Raw genomic sequence first — 19,208 nt, 5'->3', positions numbered from 1 at the left:
TACATAAAGTTTCAATTTCCATTATCTTTAAAAACGACTTGTGACGTAGGTAAATCCATCTTGTTCTTTCAATAAGCCTTGAAGATGTAAGTTTGCAAGGATTTTATCCAATGTTTTGCGCGAAACGCCACCATATTTTGATAACATTGTTTTTGTAATAAAACTAGGAATCTCAAAATAACCGTTTATTTCGGGAGCTTCCACTTTTTGACAAAAAGTTTGCAAAGTATAAATGATGCGCTTGTCAGTGGGAAGATCAAATTTCATAAGTTCAAAACAGAATGCTGAAGAATTTTCCGACACCGCATTTAATAGCCATTCCATATACTCTATTTTATTAGAAGCAAAATTTAAAAAGAATTCCCGATGCACGAATGCGATTTGTGTTTCACCGTCGCTAATAAGACGCAATTTATCATGAACGTTCATTTTATAGGGGGATTGATGGATTGCGTTTCCTGGAACGAAAAATTGTAAAATTTGAAAGGTCTTATTTTCCAAATGGAAACTACCTTCCAATACAATTAATATATGAGTATCCATTTTTTGGATATCAAGCGTCTGATTTCGCTGCACTGTTTCGAATGTTACATGTGAAGGATACACCTTGTTTTGATTTAATTCCTCAACCATATTGAGTAGCTCTTTATGATTCATAATCCCATCATCTCCCAACAGTTTATATGAACATTATATCCTAATTGAGTGAATAATGGCTGTTTAATGCATTATAATCGTAAGAAATTCAAATTAAAAACTCATGAAGGGATTTTGACATAAAATCTTTTATCTTCAATTCGGATGAGTTCTTTTTTCGTTAACGATTCTAAAATTTTATCAAGCTGTTTACGCGAAATATTGCCATATTTTGCAAGCTTCACCTTATTAATAAAAGCAGGAACGATAAAATAATCGTTTTTTTGGTTTGTTTTTAACTTTTCACATAGATACTGCAAGGTATAAACGACTCTTCCCTCAGTAGAAAAATCATATTTAATAAGTTCATTATATAAGTTCATATTGTTAAGTAAAGTCATCTCAAGCAACCATTCCATATAAGAGGGCTTATTCGTTGCGAAGTTTAAAAAGTATTCCCGATTAACAAAAGTCATTTCAACGTCTGTATCACAAACTAAAAACAAATTTTTTTCTAAATTTAAGCCTGAAACTTGTTGATTAATCACATCTCCTTTTGAAAAAAAATGAAGAATTTGTGCATTCTTATTCTCCATGTGCATAATACCATCATGTACCACAATAAATTCATTTAAAAATCGATTTCCATCAATAATTGAATTTTTAACTAATTTTTCGAAATTTATCCATGAGTTATCCAGTTTATTTGTGTTTAAGTCTTTTAATATCTCATCTGTTTTATCGGCAAACAATTAAATCAGCTCCTGTCTTTTATTATCATAACAAGAATGAAATAAACCGATATGTGGAATTTACACATTTTTTGATATCTTTTTGTTTAAATTTAGTCAAAAAATCCTTAAAATCATAAAGAATCTATAATAATGCTTATAAAGCAACAATTAAGGGAATGGAAAAATAATAGCTTTTTAGAGGAGTTGTAGCATATGGAAGAGAAAGCGACAAGAGAAGAAATGAACAATCAATTTATTGAAGATCAATTTTTTGAGCATGGAAATGGGGGGCTGAAAATTCGACAAATACTTATTACAATTTTAGCATGGATAGGTTTCTTCCTGCCGTTTGGTTTAGTATTATTTCCAATTTTATTTTTAAAGGAAAAAGTAATCATTTTTGAAGCCTTTGATACAGCCATTCGTGTTTTTCGAATACTTGATGGCTTTTTGCTACTGGCGATTATTTTTATTGTCATCTATTTTCTAGTCCTTACACATAAAACAAATAAAAATTATAAAGAACGCTTGCAAAAAGAAATTACATATAATGAAGAAAAATTAAAAATAAGAGAGACTACTTTGGAAGCATTTTTTTCAGAGCGTTTTGGGGAGAAGACAGAACGGGAGGCCCAAAAATTTGTATCTATCCCAGAAGAAAAAAATATTGATGAAACTACAATCCGAGATTTATATAAAGAAAAAGGGGTCGAACTCAAATGAACTTAAGTCTTTTTCATACGGGAAATACTGTTTTAGACATAACGATGACCATTTTTTTAGCGATATTACTAACATATCCTATTTTAGGCGGACTCGCTTGGTTTTTTGGAGCTTTTTGTTATTCATATTTGTTTAAGTATAAACAAGAAACTTGGACAGATATCCCACAAGAAGTAGAACCCTTTATAACTATTATGGTTCCTGCACATAATGAAGAAATTGTTATTGAGGATACAATCGAATACTTAATGAATAAAATAAATTATAAAAATTATGAAGTTCTTGTGACAGACGACGGATCTACAGATACAACACCCGAAATTTTGAATCGTTTAATGGAAAAATATCATAATTTACGTGTGATTCGAATCGAAAAAAACAAAGGGAAAGCACACGCATTTAATATTGGTACAAGCTTTGCAAAAGGTGAACTCATTTTAAGTAATGATGCGGATACTGTTCCAGAACCAGATGCCCTATGGAAATACGTTAATTATTTTATCCGTGAGGACGCTAGAAATATTGCCGCAGTTACTTCTAATATGGATGTGCAAAATCGTTCAACACTAGTAGGGAAATCGCAAACCGTCGAATTTTCTAGTATCGTTGGTATTATCAAGCGGACCCAAAGTAGTGTTTTTGGCGTTATTTACGCGTATAGTGGTGCCAATACCATGTACCGCAAAGCTGCTCTAATGGACGTCGGCATGTTTCGCCAAGATCGTGCCACAGAAGACATTAGTATCGCTTGGGATCACCAAATGAGTGGTTGGCTCTCCATTTTTGCCGCGGATATTATCTTTTTCATGGAAGTACCCGAAACATTAAACATGCTTTACAAACAAAGAAAACGCTGGGCAAAAGGTGGGACAGAGGTGTGGCTGACAAACTTCAAAAAAGTATTGTCCCACCCGTTTCAAAATCTTGGCCGAACTTCCCTATTCATTGACCAAACCTTAAGCATCTTATGGACCTTCTTCTTTTGGATTTCGAGTATCATTTTTGTCGCCCGTTTCATTTATTTACTTTACATTTGGGACGTCCCGCAAATATGGCTCATGCTCGCTGTCGCTTTCGTTTTTGTTTGCTTTGAAATGCTAGCAGGCGCCCTCCAATTGTTTGCAGCATTACTCATCGATGACAAGGGGAATAAAATGAAGTATTTTTTGTTTGCCCCACTTTATTTATTGTTTTACTGGATTATGAATGCCGTCACAATTTTAATGACGTTCATTCCAGCAGTAAAAACCATTTTAGGATTCGGCACAGGCGTTTGGACTAGCCCAGAAAGACGTCAAAAATAAAGATATTCATATGGAAGACGGCAGGAGACTTGAAAACTTATCAGTTATTCTTGGCAGATACATGATTTTATGAAGCAAAACAAAAAAAAAACCATCCAGCAAAAATCGCTGGATGGTTTTTTTGTTTATAGTGAACCTGTAATCCAAAGACCGAATTGTGACAAAATGGCACTTCCTAAATAGGTGCCGATGAAAACAAAAATGGCTACTATGCCGATTTTCCAAGATGTTTTTGAGAGATCAACTAGATGGTCAGCAACAGAAATGCCTGCAAATGCTAAAATTGGCGTTGTGATGGATAAGAAATCAACGGCTGAAATGGCATTTACAAAGAAGTCTGAAATGAGGCAGAAAATAAGCGATACTAGCGATACCCAGCCTAGGACGGGGAAGTTACGCAAGAAGCCAACTGGCGCTTTTTTCATTAAATCAGCTATAACAATACCTAGAAAAGCAAACAGCCATAAAACGAGCAATCCAATTAGTGTGTTTGTTACAATTGGCGTACTTTCAGGGTTTTTCAGTAACTTAATACCTTGCGTAAATAAAATAAGTGCTACGCTTAATAAAAGGATTAAGCCCATTTTTATATATTTTTTACTAAGAGTTTCATTTTGCATGTTGTTTGCCTCCTCTAGTTAGGGTGCGATACATAAATCTTTGGAGCGGAACAGCTAGGAAGACCATCGTATATGTACCTAAAAAACTGGTCAGAAGCTGGCTTGCTGCTGCATAGGATAGTATCGTTGAGCTTTGTTCTGGAACTTGTGCGGCAAGGGTGGAAGAGGCGGCGGTCATCATGCTTGCCGAACCAACGCCCGAACTCATTGCCAATGCTCTAACGTCAAAGCCTAGAGAAAGAAGTAGTGGCGCGAAAATACTAAAGAAGATGGCGCCGAATAAAGTTCCAATTAAGTAGATGGACAGTACGCCGCGGCCTTCTGCAGAATTTAGTGTATATTTTTCCGAGATGTAGGCAAGTTCCCCTTCGCGACCAAGACCTAATGTTGCCCCAATTGCTTCACGTCGTAATCCGAGCATGATAGCAACTGGAAGACCGAGTAGAACGGTACCTAAATTACCTAATTCTTGCAAGATAAACACCCAGCCGATACTTAAAATTTCTTTAATATGCGGGGCTACATCAGCGCCGTATCTTGCCATTAGTGGTAACATGATGATAATTAAATATTGACCAGAAAAGCCGACATTTTCTTTGCTGTAAATTTTCTTTAAAATGCCTTTTCGGAAGACGGGAATGCCAAAAATCATTCCGATAGCAACGGCAAAAACGAGCGGTAAAACTGTGACTGTTACGGATCCTAATTGGAGTGTCTTAATGCCAATCATTTCTGCTATTGTAATAATGATAAGCACTGTTGCGATTAAATAAATAAACCCTTTTTTCATGATTTCCTCCCTATTCTGTAATGGATTGGATTAGTTTTTCATATTCTTTATAGCTGCGTTTGTAGAGCTTAGTAGTGTCTAGTTGGCCGTTCATTTCCTCAAATACTTGGCTTACAAAGCGCGGAAATTGTTCAAGTACAAAATGATCGTCTATCATGCGGAAATCATCGCCGTGAATGGCGCCAGTGAAGCCACCGTAGCTAATTTGAATGCATGGAAACATAAAGGCTAAGTCACCAATATCGCCAGCAGCTGCAATTCCGCCGCGGTCATCAATTAGACCAGTGATTTCTTCGTTTTTATCAAAAGCTTGTTTTACAAAAGTATTTAAATAGGCATCTTGGACGAATGGTAAGTAGCCCATTTGTGTTTCGACTTTTACATGCCCTGATAAAGCTGCTGCGCTATGCTCTGCCGCAAGATCAAGCTTCTTGGCGGTTTCTTGCATATATTCAATAGATTTCGTACGTAAATCAGTCCCGACTGTCACTTGGTTAGGGATGACGTTAGTCGACATGTTGCTATTCATTAAGATGGGATTGAAGCGGACAAGCTGATCATCTCGAACTTGCTGCCGTAGTAGTCCTAGTGCAACATTAAATAAGGTTGAAATACTATACGCATTTACACCACTAAAAGGGTCGAAACCAGCGTGCGTTGCCTTCCCTTCAAAATGATAGCGTTTATAAAGGAAGCCAGCTAAGTCGCAACCAATTTCAATTGTTGGCTCATCGAAAGTTTCTCCAATGGAATGAACACAAATCCCAAAATCAATATCATCAAAAACGCCAAGTTTCATCGCTTCTGGCTTACCACCGTAATAGGTAATAGTTCCTTCCTGTCGTAACGTTTCGCGGTAATCAAGATCTAAATATTCTTCTGCTGGGATAAAAACAAAGGCGATATTGAAATCATAGTTTTTATAGGCTTTTGTTTCAATGAAATAGGCATACAATGAAAGAGCTGTCGTAATCTGTGTGAAATGCCCACAATTATGCGCGGCGCCAGTCTTTTTGTCAGCACAAAAATGAGTAGGAGCATATACAGCGTCAAGTTCAGCAATAAAAGCAAGTGTAACGGGTTTGTCGTTTGAAAGGTACGTTTTAATACCTGTCGTGCTAAAATAATCTAATTCAATTTGATTATTCTTACTTTTCAGAAACTCCTCAACCAATTGCTTCGTCTTCCACTCTTTGTATCCTAGTTCTGGGTTTTTGAAAATCTGATTAGCAATTTTTTGCATCTCGTCAAACTGCTTTTTGAAAAACATTTTAATCCTCCTCACTTTTTTTCTACTTCTAATGATAAAGACAATAAAAAGTGAAGTCAACCCTATTTTAAAGAAAATACGAATGTTTTGTTATAAAATTATTTTTTCATACGTATCTAAGTCGTAAATGATAGAAATTGTCCACAAAAAGACCAACTCCCAATTGAAGTTGGTCTTATAAAAGTTTATTTTGCCTGTTCTTCGACACTTTTATGTGCATCAAGTTTTTTCTCAATATATTGGTCGATAAAATCGGTCACTTGACTGCCCTTTAATTCGGTGAGGTCAGGAATTTGATCGACATCGAGTTTAACATCGTCTAAACCGTAATCTGGTAAATCATTTTCGATACTTTGAACGGTGTCTTTAGACATTGGGGAGCCAGATATTGTCACCGTGAGAAGATGTTTTTCTTCATTATAACTTTGGTCTAAAACGACGTAATCTGAAAATTCCTTGTTAACAAATTGATTGATGGATGACTTTTCCATACTCTCTTGTACGAGGATAGAGGCGGAAAAAATACTTGGAATAATAATAAAAAGTGACAGAACAATTAAAAAGATATTGATGCGTCTTGTATGTTTGCTGCTTTTTGCTTCATGTAAGGGGAATCTCATAAACCTAATGCCGATAAATGTAGCAATCATAATAAAAGCACAATTAATAATAAAAAGATAAGACGCACCTAAAAAATATGACAAATTTAATGTTGCAATGGAATACCCAATTGTACAAACTGGAGGCATCAAAGCGGTTGCGATAGCAACACCGGGAACAATATTTGTACTTGTTTTTTTAGAGGCCCCGATAATTCCAGCAACGCCACCAGAAAAAGCGATAACCACATCCCAAATAGTAGGAGATGTTCGGGCGATTATCTCATCACTTGCATAGGTTATTGGCGAAATAGTGAAGTAAAGTGTCGCAACGACTAGACTTACAAAAACTTCAACAAGTAGCAATAGCCCAGCTTTTTTGACAATATCAAAATCGAGTACGGAAAGTCCGTAACCTACACCTAAAATAGGCGTCATAAGAGGGGAGATTAACATCGCCCCAATAATAACGGGAATAGAGTTCATATTTAATCCGACAGATGCAATTAAGATGGCACACATTAAGATGATGGAGTCGCTTATTTTAATGGTTAAGTCAGAATTAATTTTTTCCCTAAATTCTTGTGCATTATAACTTGTACTGGCCATAATTTCTCCTTATGAATAAAATGAGTTTTGCATGTATAAATTTTACCCCATAATAAAAAAAGCGGCAATTTTTTATTCCTGAGGTCTCTGCCATAAGCGGTAGAGCTCAACGATATGAGCAACTATAATCAAAAGAAAAGATATAACCGTCCCAATGATGAGCATGCTTTCATAACTTTTTACTTTCGTCAGCCATTCCGAAAGCATCGTGAAAACACTTGTATGTTTATCAATTTTCCTAGAAACTTCCTTGATTTTTTGGATGGATTTTTGAGGGTCATCCATGATGCGTGTGAGGGCATTCTCAATTTCCTCTGAATTATGCGCTAAAATGGTTTTCTTCGCGTTAACGACGTTTGTATGTATGTTTTGATACGTATGAAGCGATTGTACAGAAAATAAAATCATAAAAGAAAATAAAGAAACTAACAATAAACTGTAACCACTTGTAATGGCAACGCTTGTGCGTGTCCAACCTTCTTTTTTCTTTGCTCTAAACATGACAACAATAATTAAAATTGGAATCGCGATAATAAAAAGTAGTTCAACAATAATAAAAATAACAGTACTTTTTAAAGCAGCCACCACTTGATGCAAGAAGAAACTAAGCAAATCTCGCCCAGCTAGTAGATTGATAACATTAGACACAGAAAAATCAAAATGCCCTGAAACCATATTCCAAATAATCTCTCTTTGGAAAAGCAACGCTAAAAAAGTAAGCGTAATGAAAAACAAACTTGTGATTAGAACGATTTTTCTTTCCTTAATCATCTAAAATTCCCCCTTTTTCTCTATCATATACTTTCTTTCCCCGATTTGTATATGTATAATCACGTAAAATGTAAAAAGAACATAATCAAAGCTGATTATGTTCTTTTTACGAATTATTAATCTAGCGAATAGTAGTTTAAAACAACTTCCGCAACCGATTTTGCAGCAACGAGAAGAGCATCTTCATCAATGTCAAATTTCGGATGGTGATTGAAATAAGCCTGCTCTGTATTTTTTGGTTTTGCACCAATGTAGAAAAATACGCCAGGAATTTTTTCCAAATAGTAAGCGAAATCTTCTGAACCAGAGAGCATATCGTATTCGGAAACGGCTGTTAAATATTCGCCAATTCCTTTTTGTAAGCTTGTTATAACTTGATTTGTCACGTTTGGGTCGTTGTAAAGTGGTGGATAGTCATTTGTGTATGTTAGTTCTGCTTTAACCCCAAAGGTTTCTTCGATGCCAAACGTAATGCGATGAATTTCAGCATCGATTTTTTCGCGGGTTTCATTGTTCATGTAACGAACATCACCCTCTAATTCAACGGAGTCTTTGATTACATTAAAGCTACCTTTTCCATCAAAAGAGCCAATTGTCACAACACCAGTTTCGAATGGATTTAGTCGTCTGCTAATTACAGTTTGTATAGCAGTCACAAAGTAAGATGCGGCAACAATGGCATCATTTGCCATATGAGGTGAGGAGCCATGCCCGCCAGTACCTTGAATGCGCAGTTTAAAGTAAGTGCGACCAGCCATTGAATAGCCACTGTGATAGTAAACTTCGCCGGAATTACCGAATGGGAAAACGTGAATGCCGTAAATTTGATCAACATCATCTAGAATACCCGATTCAACAACGCTTTTGGCACCACCAGGCGGCGTTTCTTCCGCGTGTTGATGGACAATTTTTATCGTTCCGGGAATATCATCTTTAAGTGTAATCAGACAGTCTGCTAGAATGAGCAAGTAGGCGGTATGACCATCGTGGCCACATGCGTGCATGACACCAGGGTTCTTGGATTTAAATGGTAAGTTTGTTTCTTCCATAACGGGAAGGGCATCAAAATCTGCACGAAGCGCAATTGTTTTTCCAGGTTTACCGCCTTTAATTGTGACAACAACTGCTTGCCCATTGCCGACCTCAGTCGCAACTTCTACATCTTTGCCTTTATAAAAGTTTTGAATGAATTTTGCGGTTTCTATTTCGTGAAATGATAATTCTGGGTGTTCATGTAAATGACGTCTAATTTGAATCATTTCTTCTTTACGTTCCTCGAGCATTTTCATTAATCGATTACGCATTTTAAAAACCTCCTATTCGTTTGTAGCGGTTATTGCAGCAGCTTTTTTAGCTTTTGGTGTTGTGATGACAACGGAAATTAATGAAATAACACAAAATGCGACATTTGCAAATAACCCAACCATTGCGGCTAAATCAATATTTCCAGATGCTGCGAGTACACCGTAAATTGTAGCTGAGATTGCTACGCCAAAAGAACCACCTAGAGAGCTTGCCATTTTGTAAATACCAGATGCTACGCCGACTTTATCTTCTGGTGCATTTGAAATAGCTGTATCTGTTGACGGAGTTGCGTACATTCCAAGACCAATACCGAATAAAGCAAATCCAATGAAGACAAGTACAGTATATAGAATACCAGGAATAAATGTAAGTGCCATTAATGCAATTCCAATTGCTGTAATACCTGAACCCATAATCATTGGCTTACGGGCACCAATTCGTTGAAGAATTTTTTCGCCGACACGAATCATTCCGAGAACGCAGACGAGGTAACCAATGGAAAGTAAACCAGATTGGAAGGCCGTAAAGCCGCGTCCGACTTGCACATATGTGTTTGCGACAACGAGTGTTCCAGCCGCTGCATTTAATAAGAAATTAGAAAGAGTTGCGCCAGTGTAAGCTTTATTTTTAAACAAAGAAAAGTCAATAAAGCCATTTACTTGGCGAAGTTCAGTGCGGAAAAATAATCCGGCAGAAAGAAGGAAAACGACGAGCATAATAATCGTTGTTGGGCTTGTCCAGCCGAATGTGGAACCACGTGTAATGATAAGGTTTAAACATACCATTGCAATGACGAAAAGAACAAGTCCGAATGTGTCAAATTTTGCTTTTGTTGTTTGTACAACTTTACTTTCAGGTGTTCCTTTAATTAATAGCATACCTAAAAGAGCGAATGCGATGGAGAAAACGAAAATCCAACGCCAACCCATATAAGTGGCGATAAGTCCGCCGGCAAAAGAACAAATACCTGATCCACCCCAAGAACCGATAGACCAGTAGCTAAGTGCTCTTTGTCTTTCCGCACCTTCAAAATAGGTTTTCATCAAGGCAAGTGTTGCGGGCATAATGCAAGCAGCAGAGAGCCCTTGAATAATCCGACCGATGATTAGTAGTGTAGCTCCTTGAGTAACAATGAGTAAAAGTGATCCGATAATGCTAAGAATAAGTCCGATATACGTTAATTTCATTCGACCAAACTTATCTGCCATTCCACCAGCAACTACAATAAAAATACCAGAAAATAGAGCAGTTAAGCTGATTGCAACGCTAAGCAAGTCTGATGAAATACCAAGATCATCTTGAACGGCTGGTACGATATTAACCATTGATTGAGCGAAAAGCCAAAATGTGATAACACCAAATACGATGCCGACTATAAGTTTATTCGTTCCTTTATACGTGTTTGTTGCCATTAGTTATTCTCTCCTTTTAAATAATCCAATACACAAGCGCCCATTGCTTTAGAAGCAATCAATAAGGCATCTTCATTAATATCAAATTTAGGGTGATGATGCGGGTAAAAATGTCCGTCCGCAGGCATCGCACCAACATAGAAAAACACACTAGGTCGCTCCTTCGCATAATAAGCAAAGTCTTCAGAAGGTGGTTGAGGTTCACAGCGCACTACATCTGTAATTTCTGGGATATTTGAGTCTTTAAGAGATTTTACGACAAATTCAGTCAAAGCCTCATCATTGTTTAAAACAGGGTAATCATTTTTGTAATCTAATTCACAAGTTACACCAAACATCGCTTCAATTCCGCCTACAATACGTTTGATTTCCTTTTCAATCGTTTGGCGTGTGTCCTCCGACATCGAACGCACATCACCCTCTAGAGTAACCGCATCCTTAATCACGTTGAAACTTCCTTTTCCGTCAAAAGAACCAATTGTGATGGAGCCAACATCGAAAGGATTTAAGCGGCGACTAATGATAGTTTGAACAGCCACAACAAATTCGCTCGCTGCAACAATCGCATCATTTGCAAGATGAGGTGAGGAGCCATGCCCGCCTTGACCTTGTACTTTTAATTTAAAATAAGAACGTCCAGTTTGAATCGCTCCCTCACGGTAGAAAACTTCGCCAGTTTTCATCGTTGACATTACATGAATACCAAGAACATTATCAACGCCATCTAAAGCACCATCTTGAATCATTTGAATCGCACCACCTGGAGGCGTTTCTTCTGCATGCTGATGAAGAATAACAATTTTACCTGTTAATTGTTCCTTCATTTCAATAAGTGTTTCAGCTAAAACGAGCATATAAGCAGTGTGACCATCATGACCACAAGCATGCATAACACCAGGATTTTTAGATGCAAATGGTAATCCTGTTTCCTCTTGGATAGGTAAAGCATCGAAATCTGCTCGAATAGCGAGTGTTTTACCAGGTTTTCCTGTATCAATCGTTACAACAACACCATTTCCCCCAACATGCGTCCGTACGTCACAATCCATACCTTGATAAAAATCTGCAATATATTTTGCAGTATTTTCTTCTTGAAATGAAAGTTCAGGATTTTCATGCAAGTAGCGTCGAATTTCAATCATACGAGATTGCTTTTCATTTAATTTTTTGAATAATTCTTCTTTCATCGCTAAAACCTCCAATTTATTGTACTAATACTGGCCAGAACATCAGTAGTTGCCGATGTACTCTTATTATAAAAAAATAAAAACTGAAAAACGGCTGTTTAATTGCCTAATTACATCTTGAAAATTTCCTTTTTTAAAATACTAATTAAAACAAGAGCAAAAAATAGGAGTTTAAGGCAGAAAAAAGAGCAACATTTAGCTGCTCTTAAGTTAGTACCAAATTTAATTTTTACTATTTAGGTTGCCGCTTCAAATGATTTCTTGCGCGGTCAGGCTTATTATGCCTGCTAGGTTAGGCAGTTCTTACAGAGGGATTTGTGCATTTATATCGTACGCCTGAATTCATAAAAATGAATGGCATTTAAATCAAGGTAAGCATAGAAGGACCAGTCATCTGAAATGACCTCATCGCTTACAGTTAATGTTGGCTGAGACGCATCCACAATATAGTCAAGTATTTCCTTATCTAAACCATGTTTACTATTTAATTGCCAGTATTTAGAATAAAGCGCACCATTATCACGATCAAATTGCCACTTGCAAACTTGATATTCGCCAGACGAAATCCCCTTTATTCGCATATGAACTTCTTTACGCTCTGCTTTTAAAAACTCCTCTTCAACAGAATAGCGCGGATTAATTGTAGCGCAGTTAAATAAAATGAGTTGATAGCCGTCTTCATAGCGCGTCATAATATAATCGTCACCTTTTGCTAATACAGTACCCTTAAGCCGTTGTAAAAATTTCACTGCATAAAATGCTGGGCGCCTACCATTAAAGAAGTGGAATAGTTCTAAACCATCTAGGTTGATGTTTAACTTGCTTCCATCTTCTTCATGAAGTTCGGTATTAATCCAAAAACCAAGTGCATGGACCTCTTTGGCTAAATCAAGCATGGTTTTTAGAACGAGGGCACCACGAAAAAAAGTACCGTTCGTGTACCTTGTGTTTCCCGTGAGTGTGTTCCAGTTAATAAGCATAAGCGGTTTATTGATTTGCTGTTTCTTTAAGAATGCCTTCAGTTTAAGAGTTTTAGATAGACAATAATCCTCTGAAAGTAAAAAAGATTTATCATCCTCTTTGGAGAAGTCCACTGCTTCATTTTGATTGGCATTGTAAGCGATAAAGTCAATTTGGGTTGGCACATCTAAAAACCAAGTATGCCGCTCGGGAACCGTATTTTTAGATAAGGAAAAAGGCACAAAATTACCTACTTGAATGCCTGGCAAGAGAGATTTAATAGCCTGTTGTAACTTTAAATAAAGCCGTTTCAATTCATTTTTATCTGCGGAAGTATATTTAGGGTTGAAAAACATAAAGTGCCATTTGGAGACAAATTCGCGTCCAAAGACTTGAACAGAATGCCTTAAAAAATGAATGAGCTTTTCAAAAGAAGCTTCTTCATTTTCAGAAATATCCTGATATTCTAACCGAACAAATAAATTTAAATGTTGTTGTTTTAAAAAAGTAAGAGCTAAATCCGCATTTGCGTATGGCGAGGAAGTTGGGACTAATTCATCCGTTTCCGTCTCAGGCAAAAATGTTGAGCCGCGAAATAGATGCCTAATTCCAATATAATTAATACCAAGTTCATCTCGTCCAGTTAAAATTTCAGTTTGAACATTTTCTTTTAAAACTTCATTTAACTTACCAATTGTTAAAATATGCAAGTTCTTTGTCAGTTTTTCAGTGGTGGTATTCGTTAGTTCGATTGTCTTTTCCTCAAACGGAGCAGCATGCAATTCCCTAGTTGGCTCAACTTCTTGATAGAGGTTTGATAATTGAATCAAAATTTCAGAAGTAGGCGTAATTTGCGTTATATGCTCACTAAACTGTTCAGTCTCCTCAGGCAGTTCAAAATTTTTCTTGTCTGAATGATGCTTCGATCTGTACTCAGTCGGTGTCAATTGGAAATGATATTTAAAGCTTTCTGAAAAATGCTTCTGACTTGAAAAACCATTTTTTAATGCAATATCTGTAATGCTTTCCGTAGAATATAATAAATCTTGGAGGGCATATTTTAATCGAATGTCCGTTAAGTATTTTAAAAAACCCACTCCAGTAGTTTTCTTGAAATACCGTGATAAATAGGCCTCGCTTAAAAATTCTTTTTGCGCAAATTCTCGGAGAGATAAGGGCTCAAAAAAACGTTTTTCTATTTCTTGGATGATTCGTGAAACACGCTTGTCATTAATTTCCTTTCGACCAGAAGATGGCTTTTCAGTTTTAAAAAAACGGGTGAGGAGTTGCATGATTTGAAGCAAAGCACCTTGTGCGTCTAGTTTGTTGGTGGGTTTTTCTGGAGTAGAAGCGACTAAGAGTTCGGCGAGCGCTTTTCGAAGGGAAGAAACAATATGTTCGCGGCCGGGCGCACTTTCTTTAGAAAAAAACTTAAAAGAATATCTAAAGTAGTCTTCGAAATAATGGGCGAAAAGGGAATCCGAAATAGTACAGTCAAGAATTAAATGATTTAAATTTCCTTGAATGGTATAGGGCGTATGGCGATCTAGAATTAAAATATCACCTTCTTGTAAAGTGTATTTTTGTTCAGAAGTAGTTACAATAATTTGATTTGAAATGGCAAAAAGCAATTTTGTCCCTACCGAAATTGCCGATGAAGGCGTTTTAACTTGCTGAATACCAATTGTATAATCATTTAAATGGGGCATTCAAACTCCTCCTTTTATCATGTAAGAGATATATTTATCTTACCACAGGCGAGGTGCGAAATAGTTGGAAATTTTAAGGTATGCGCATTTTGTACATAATTTTTTAAAAAACATATTAGGATAAATACCGTTATATCAGTGTTTTAAAGCTTTTCTTTAGAGACTTATTTTGATAAAAGTAACAAAATGTCTACAGAATTTAAAAAGAAGAGAGCGTATACTAATTTATATCATGCTGTAATATTCTCGTTCACAAATAAAAAACTGAAATAATACTTTACCATACCATCTAGCGTGAGTGGTACGTGAAATTAGCGGAAACTAATTTTGCGGAAAATAACCTTTAGCAAAATTTTGCTAAAGGTTATTTTTATATAGTCTTAATTTGATTGAAAAGACAAAAATACGCTTTCTAATCGAATAAAGCGATAAAAATTAAGGTGTATACTAAAATTTCCAAATCTCCAAAATTGGTATAAACTTAAGAAGTAGTCAAGAACTACAGGAAGAGTTTGAAGGAGGAAGCACAAAAATATCAAATAATCCTACATCTTGTATAGAGATAGTTATCAAAATTTCAATAAAAAGGAGGTTTTCCAGTTTAATATTCATTTTTTTGTCACAGGTTTGGGAAGTTAAGTATTGTATAATATAAATAGCGTATTAATAGTATTTTTTTTCTGAAAAAAACACAAAGGGGATTTGAGATGAAAAAAAAATTGAGGCGCTGGTTGCGAAAAGGCTATTTTTGTATTAAACAAAAGAAACAAAAAATGAGTAATGGTGTGACATTGACATTTTATATGAAAGAAAATAATCAGAGTGAAGACTTACTCGTAGTGTTTAGTGCGCTACCAGTGATGGGAAGCTCGGTTTATAACTATGTTCGAACACTCGATGATGTGCCCTGTAATAAATTATATATTTTAGATAATTTTGGGGAAAATAAAGCAGGTGTTTTTTATCTTGGCGAAAATGGGACTATGGATGTTAAAGATGCAGTAATAGAACTTATTACGAGTATAAAAAAAATGAAAAAAATTGAGCATGTCATTTTTTCTGGAACGTCTAAAGGGGGATTTGCCGCGCTTTATTTAGGTATTGAATTGCAAGTAAACCAAATTATAGTAGGGTCACCTATTGTTAAAGTTGAACTTTTTTTGCAAGATACAGAGGAAAAAAAAGCTATTTTTAGAGCAATTGCTGGGGAACAGAGAAAGTATAATTATAATGATATGTTACTTCAAAGTATTGAAAAAAATCATTTTGATGGAAAGATATATCTACAATATTCCAAGTTTGAAGAAATCTATAAAGATCAGATTTATGAACTAATCAAAACAATGGAAAAAAAAGAGTACAAGCTTTTTAAAGAGAATGGCATGTATAGTAAGCATCTAGATACACGCATATTCTTTCCAAAATATTTAAAGGCTATCTTCAATGATGACAATAGAGATGGGGTGTAACTAATGGAGGAAATCCGTAAGATACAACTAGAGATTCTAAATGAAATTAAACGAATTGCGATAAAACACCAAATTTCTTATTTTTTAGATGGTGGAACATTGCTAGGTGCACTTGTTTATGAAGGGTTTGGACCTTATGATGATGACATTGATGTAGGGATGATTCGTAGCGATTATGAATGCTTTTTTGAAATTTGTAAAAAAGAATTACATTCCTCTTTCTATATTGATGAAGCAAGGTTAAATTCGAATTATCATCTTGTCTTTATGAAAGTAAAGAAAAGAGGAACAAAATATTCTGAGAAAAACGGGTTGAGTTCAGATGTATTTGTTGATGTTTTCCCATATGATTTTATCAGCAATAATTTGTTGGAGTTTAAAATTAAAAAATTTATTGCAAGACAAATAAAAACAGTCATCATTGTTAAAAAAGTACCAATTGTGAGAAAAAAAAGATGGATTCTTATTAAAATCTTATTCTTTAGGGAAAATAGTTATTATCAAAAGAAATATAGAAAATGGATTGAGTATAAAAATAAAAACAAGTATCTTTTTAATTTCGCAGGAGAGAAAAAGAATAAGAAAGAATTAATTTATGTGGATGAAATTTTACCAACAAAGGAAATTTTATTTGAAGGATATGCTCATTCTATTCCATACGATGAGTCTAATTTTTTAAAAAAGATTTACGGAAAAAATTTCTTAGAAATTTATTTAAAGAAAAATGTATTTGAACATTATAAAAATATATAACAAGGGAGATAAGAGATGTATAAAGGGACACAGAAAATCAACAATGTAAAGGATTTTGGAGCTGTAGGAGATGGGATAAAAGACGATACACAGGCTATTCAAGATGCTATTGATAATTTATATGAATTTCCGGTTTTACATGCTGATAACACTTCTAAAATGAATAAAGAAGGAGGAGTAGTATTTTTCCCAGCAGGTAGTTATAAAGTAACTAAAACTATTTATATTAATAAAACAGGTGTTTCGTTGAGGGGGACAGAATCATTACCAACAGTCATTATTCCAACTGGAAAATTAGTTGATGGAGAGCTAATTTTTGAAGGACAAGAATCTGGAAAACCAATATTTGAATTCTCCTATTTTGATGGAGCTAATAATACAGGAAATAGAAGTTTTATTCGAAATATTGGTATGTCACATTTAACATTTAACTTAAATTTTGTGAATAAAGTTACGACAATTAGAATTTTGAGACCTTATGATCTATGTGTATTTAAAAATTTAATTTTTTTCAGCTTAAGAGGGACAGCAATTCAGGCAATAAGTGATCTTAAAGATAGCGTATTCACTGGAAAAGGTTTAGGACAAGGTTTAGTATTAAGAGATATTCATATTGATAATAGTGCAAGCGCACAAGCCACCTATACAAAATTTTCAATTGATAAAGGGCGTGCAGAGGATGCTACAGCGCCGGTTATTCATTTTGAAAATATGAATGAAAGTAGCTTAACAAATGTAAAGATTATTGCCTGTGGAAAAAAAGCAGACTCAGAAGGGAAAATTATTTTAACTGATGGGAAAGCTTCGATTGCGCATGCAGAGCGAAACGGTCTTCTTTTAGAGGGCTGCCAAGGAATAACAATTAAAGAGTGCGCATTTGCACAAGTATCGAAGCCAGCGATTTTAATTCAAAGAGGAGTTTATGGAAAGCAAGTAGATGCTAAATATCATTTTATTCAAAGTAATACTTTTGAAGAAGTTATAGATACTGGTGTTAAAATTGATGGTGGTGCAGGAGGAGTTGCAGAAGATGGAAGAGCTGGGGTGAGTCAAATTACAATCTCTGAAAATCGATTTCTTGGTATTAATCCACCACAATATGGATATTGGATAGATAACTGTAATTTGGTTGTTATCAAGGATCGTGCTAAAGTATACGTTGGCTATAATGCAACTAATTCAACTATCCAAGCTGTTGATTTAAATAACTCTAGTACTGAGAGACAAATAATTGATTACGGGATACGTACAACTATTATGGGTAAGGAGTATGAGTATGAAGGGGAAAATCTTATGAACTATGATGCCTACACATTTCATACGCGATTAAAAGCGGACCGCTTAACAATACCCATCATTCATAAAGAGGACTTATATCAAAGTAACCGGAAAATAATGGAAGGGGATATTGCACTAGTTAAAGTGGAGGAGAGTTTGGAGAAGAAAGTAGCAGTACTTAGAAGTACCCCTAATGGAACGTTAAAATGGACGTATATAGATGGTGGAGATATTTTTTCTGGGGGAATTAGAAATATAAATGAATATTGGCCGGGAGACGGGAAAATAACTGGCAGCATTGAGGGAGATGTGGATTTATTCAGAGTTATTGCAAGTTTTTCAGATAAACCAGATTTAATTGAAACGGGGGGACGAGTTCTTGAGAATAATGCGTATGAAATTAATTTCACCGCTCCTGATTTTTCAAAATGTACTAAAATTGTGATTCAAGGATTAGATATTGGAAAAAATATACTCAATGAACTTGAAGTGCCTATTGTTTCTAGGAAACCAGGACAAATTACAGAAGTCAGTAATCACTATTTACGGAATAACTTTATCTACGGTGCTTTACTTGGAGAAATCAAGAAATTTCGCTTACTGGCAGAGAGTGCAACAGGGAATATTACTGAAATATCTCTTGGTGGAACTATTGATGTCGGAAAAGGAACTTTCCAGTTCTACTTAAATCAACCAGTTTCTTTTTATGAAGCTCATACTTCGATTTTTATAGAGCCATTAGATGAATATGGTGTGTTATCAGGAGAACGCGTCAGAGTGCCAGTTGTTTCTGAAGGGGTACTTTCAGTTTCACTGTTTAAAAAAGGAGATACTAGCCTAACTGGTACATTTGAAAATATTCATGCTTTAGAGTTATTTGTTGCAAGTACAGGAAAAATCACACGTGGAGGTACATTAGTTGTCGATGAGAAGTTACCTAATAAAGGTACATTTAGTTTTTATGCTATCAGTGCAATTCCATATATTGATAAAGGTAATGAATATTTCTTAAGAGGTTATGATTCTAAAAATAATAAAATTGCGGAAGTAGATTTATTCCTTAGAAAGGGATAGAAAGA

16 protein-coding genes are annotated in these 19,208 nt (G+C 35.4%); 5 read left to right on the top strand and 11 right to left on the bottom strand.

The genetic code is table 11. The features are described 5' to 3' along the window. Window positions 1–27: 27 nt before the first annotated feature. Complete coding sequence (locus R8923_RS12050) at window positions 28–657, bottom strand: cyclic nucleotide-binding domain-containing protein (protein WP_485873003.1); 630 nt, start codon at window positions 655–657, stop codon at window positions 28–30. 101 nt (window positions 658–758) lie between these two features. After that, on the bottom strand, window positions 759–1,388 hold the full coding sequence (locus R8923_RS12045) for a cyclic nucleotide-binding domain-containing protein (protein WP_485873002.1): 630 nt from the start codon (window positions 1,386–1,388) through the stop codon (window positions 759–761). A 195-nt stretch (window positions 1,389–1,583) separates the two neighbouring features. Between R8923_RS12045 and R8923_RS12040 the strand changes: the two genes are divergently transcribed. Next, window positions 1,584–2,093 (top strand): hypothetical protein, encoded by a 510-nt coding sequence (locus tag R8923_RS12040; RefSeq protein ID WP_485873001.1) that lies wholly within the window; start codon window positions 1,584–1,586, stop codon window positions 2,091–2,093. Then, window positions 2,090–3,397, top strand: a complete 1,308-nt coding sequence (locus tag R8923_RS12035; RefSeq protein ID WP_485873000.1) for a glycosyltransferase family 2 protein — start codon at window positions 2,090–2,092, stop codon at window positions 3,395–3,397. The genes R8923_RS12040 and R8923_RS12035 overlap by 4 nt, the downstream gene beginning before the upstream one ends. Window positions 3,398–3,522: 125 nt before the next feature. Here the strand turns inward: R8923_RS12035 and R8923_RS12030 are convergent, their stop codons facing one another. The 9 genes from R8923_RS12030 to R8923_RS11990 all read right to left on the bottom strand — a co-directional run bounded on the left by R8923_RS12030 (window position 3,523) and on the right by R8923_RS11990 (window position 14,629). Continuing rightward, window positions 3,523–4,017, bottom strand: coding sequence for a hypothetical protein (locus tag R8923_RS12030; protein ID WP_485872999.1), 495 nt, complete (start codon window positions 4,015–4,017; stop codon window positions 3,523–3,525). Next, window positions 4,007–4,807 (bottom strand): DUF3100 domain-containing protein, encoded by an 801-nt coding sequence (locus R8923_RS12025; RefSeq protein WP_485872998.1) that lies wholly within the window; start codon window positions 4,805–4,807, stop codon window positions 4,007–4,009. The genes R8923_RS12030 and R8923_RS12025 overlap by 11 nt, the downstream gene beginning before the upstream one ends. Window positions 4,808–4,817: 10 nt before the next feature. After that, window positions 4,818–6,077, bottom strand: coding sequence for a M20/M25/M40 family metallo-hydrolase (locus R8923_RS12020; RefSeq protein WP_485872997.1), 1,260 nt, complete (start codon window positions 6,075–6,077; stop codon window positions 4,818–4,820). 185 nt (window positions 6,078–6,262) lie between these two features. After that, window positions 6,263–7,285 (bottom strand): DUF389 domain-containing protein, encoded by a 1,023-nt coding sequence (locus R8923_RS12015; RefSeq protein ID WP_485872996.1) that lies wholly within the window; start codon window positions 7,283–7,285, stop codon window positions 6,263–6,265. Between the two features lie 72 nt (window positions 7,286–7,357). Beyond that, window positions 7,358–8,056, bottom strand: coding sequence for a hypothetical protein (locus tag R8923_RS12010; protein WP_485872995.1), 699 nt, complete (start codon window positions 8,054–8,056; stop codon window positions 7,358–7,360). A gap of 116 nt (window positions 8,057–8,172) precedes the next feature. Then, window positions 8,173–9,360: an amidohydrolase gene (locus tag R8923_RS12005; protein WP_485872994.1), complete on the bottom strand. Its 1,188-nt coding sequence runs from the start codon at window positions 9,358–9,360 to the stop codon at window positions 8,173–8,175. Between the two features lie 12 nt (window positions 9,361–9,372). Then, window positions 9,373–10,773 (bottom strand): MFS transporter, encoded by a 1,401-nt coding sequence (locus tag R8923_RS12000; RefSeq protein WP_485872993.1) that lies wholly within the window; start codon window positions 10,771–10,773, stop codon window positions 9,373–9,375. Further along, window positions 10,773–11,975 carry a M20 family metallopeptidase gene (locus R8923_RS11995; RefSeq protein ID WP_485872992.1) on the bottom strand — a complete coding sequence of 401 codons (1,203 nt, stop codon included), beginning with the start codon at window positions 11,973–11,975 and terminating at the stop codon, window positions 10,773–10,775. The genes R8923_RS12000 and R8923_RS11995 overlap by 1 nt, the downstream gene beginning before the upstream one ends. Window positions 11,976–12,283: 308 nt before the next feature. Next, window positions 12,284–14,629 carry a helix-turn-helix domain-containing protein gene (locus tag R8923_RS11990; protein ID WP_485872991.1) on the bottom strand — a complete coding sequence of 782 codons (2,346 nt, stop codon included), beginning with the start codon at window positions 14,627–14,629 and terminating at the stop codon, window positions 12,284–12,286. A 707-nt stretch (window positions 14,630–15,336) separates the two neighbouring features. Here R8923_RS11990 and R8923_RS11985 point away from each other — a divergent pair. From R8923_RS11985 to R8923_RS11975, 3 genes are read left to right on the top strand one after another with little or no spacing between them, the layout of a single operon-like run. Continuing rightward, entirely contained in the window at window positions 15,337–16,098 is a 762-nt protein-coding gene (locus tag R8923_RS11985) for a hypothetical protein (protein ID WP_485872990.1), read from the top strand. A gap of 3 nt (window positions 16,099–16,101) precedes the next feature. Then, entirely contained in the window at window positions 16,102–16,851 is a 750-nt protein-coding gene (locus R8923_RS11980) for a LicD family protein (protein ID WP_485872989.1), read from the top strand. Window positions 16,852–16,866: 15 nt separating this feature from the next. Continuing rightward, complete coding sequence (locus R8923_RS11975; RefSeq protein ID WP_485872988.1) at window positions 16,867–19,203, top strand: glycosyl hydrolase family 28-related protein; 2,337 nt, start codon at window positions 16,867–16,869, stop codon at window positions 19,201–19,203. Window positions 19,204–19,208 lie beyond the last annotated feature (5 nt).

It is taken from the genome of Listeria tempestatis (genome assembly GCF_963575625.1).
In the GTDB taxonomy this organism is placed as follows: Bacteria; Bacillota; Bacilli; order Lactobacillales; family Listeriaceae; genus Listeria; species Listeria tempestatis.
The sequence above is the reverse complement of the archived record's forward strand: the minus strand, read 5'-3'. Positions and strand labels throughout refer to the sequence as shown.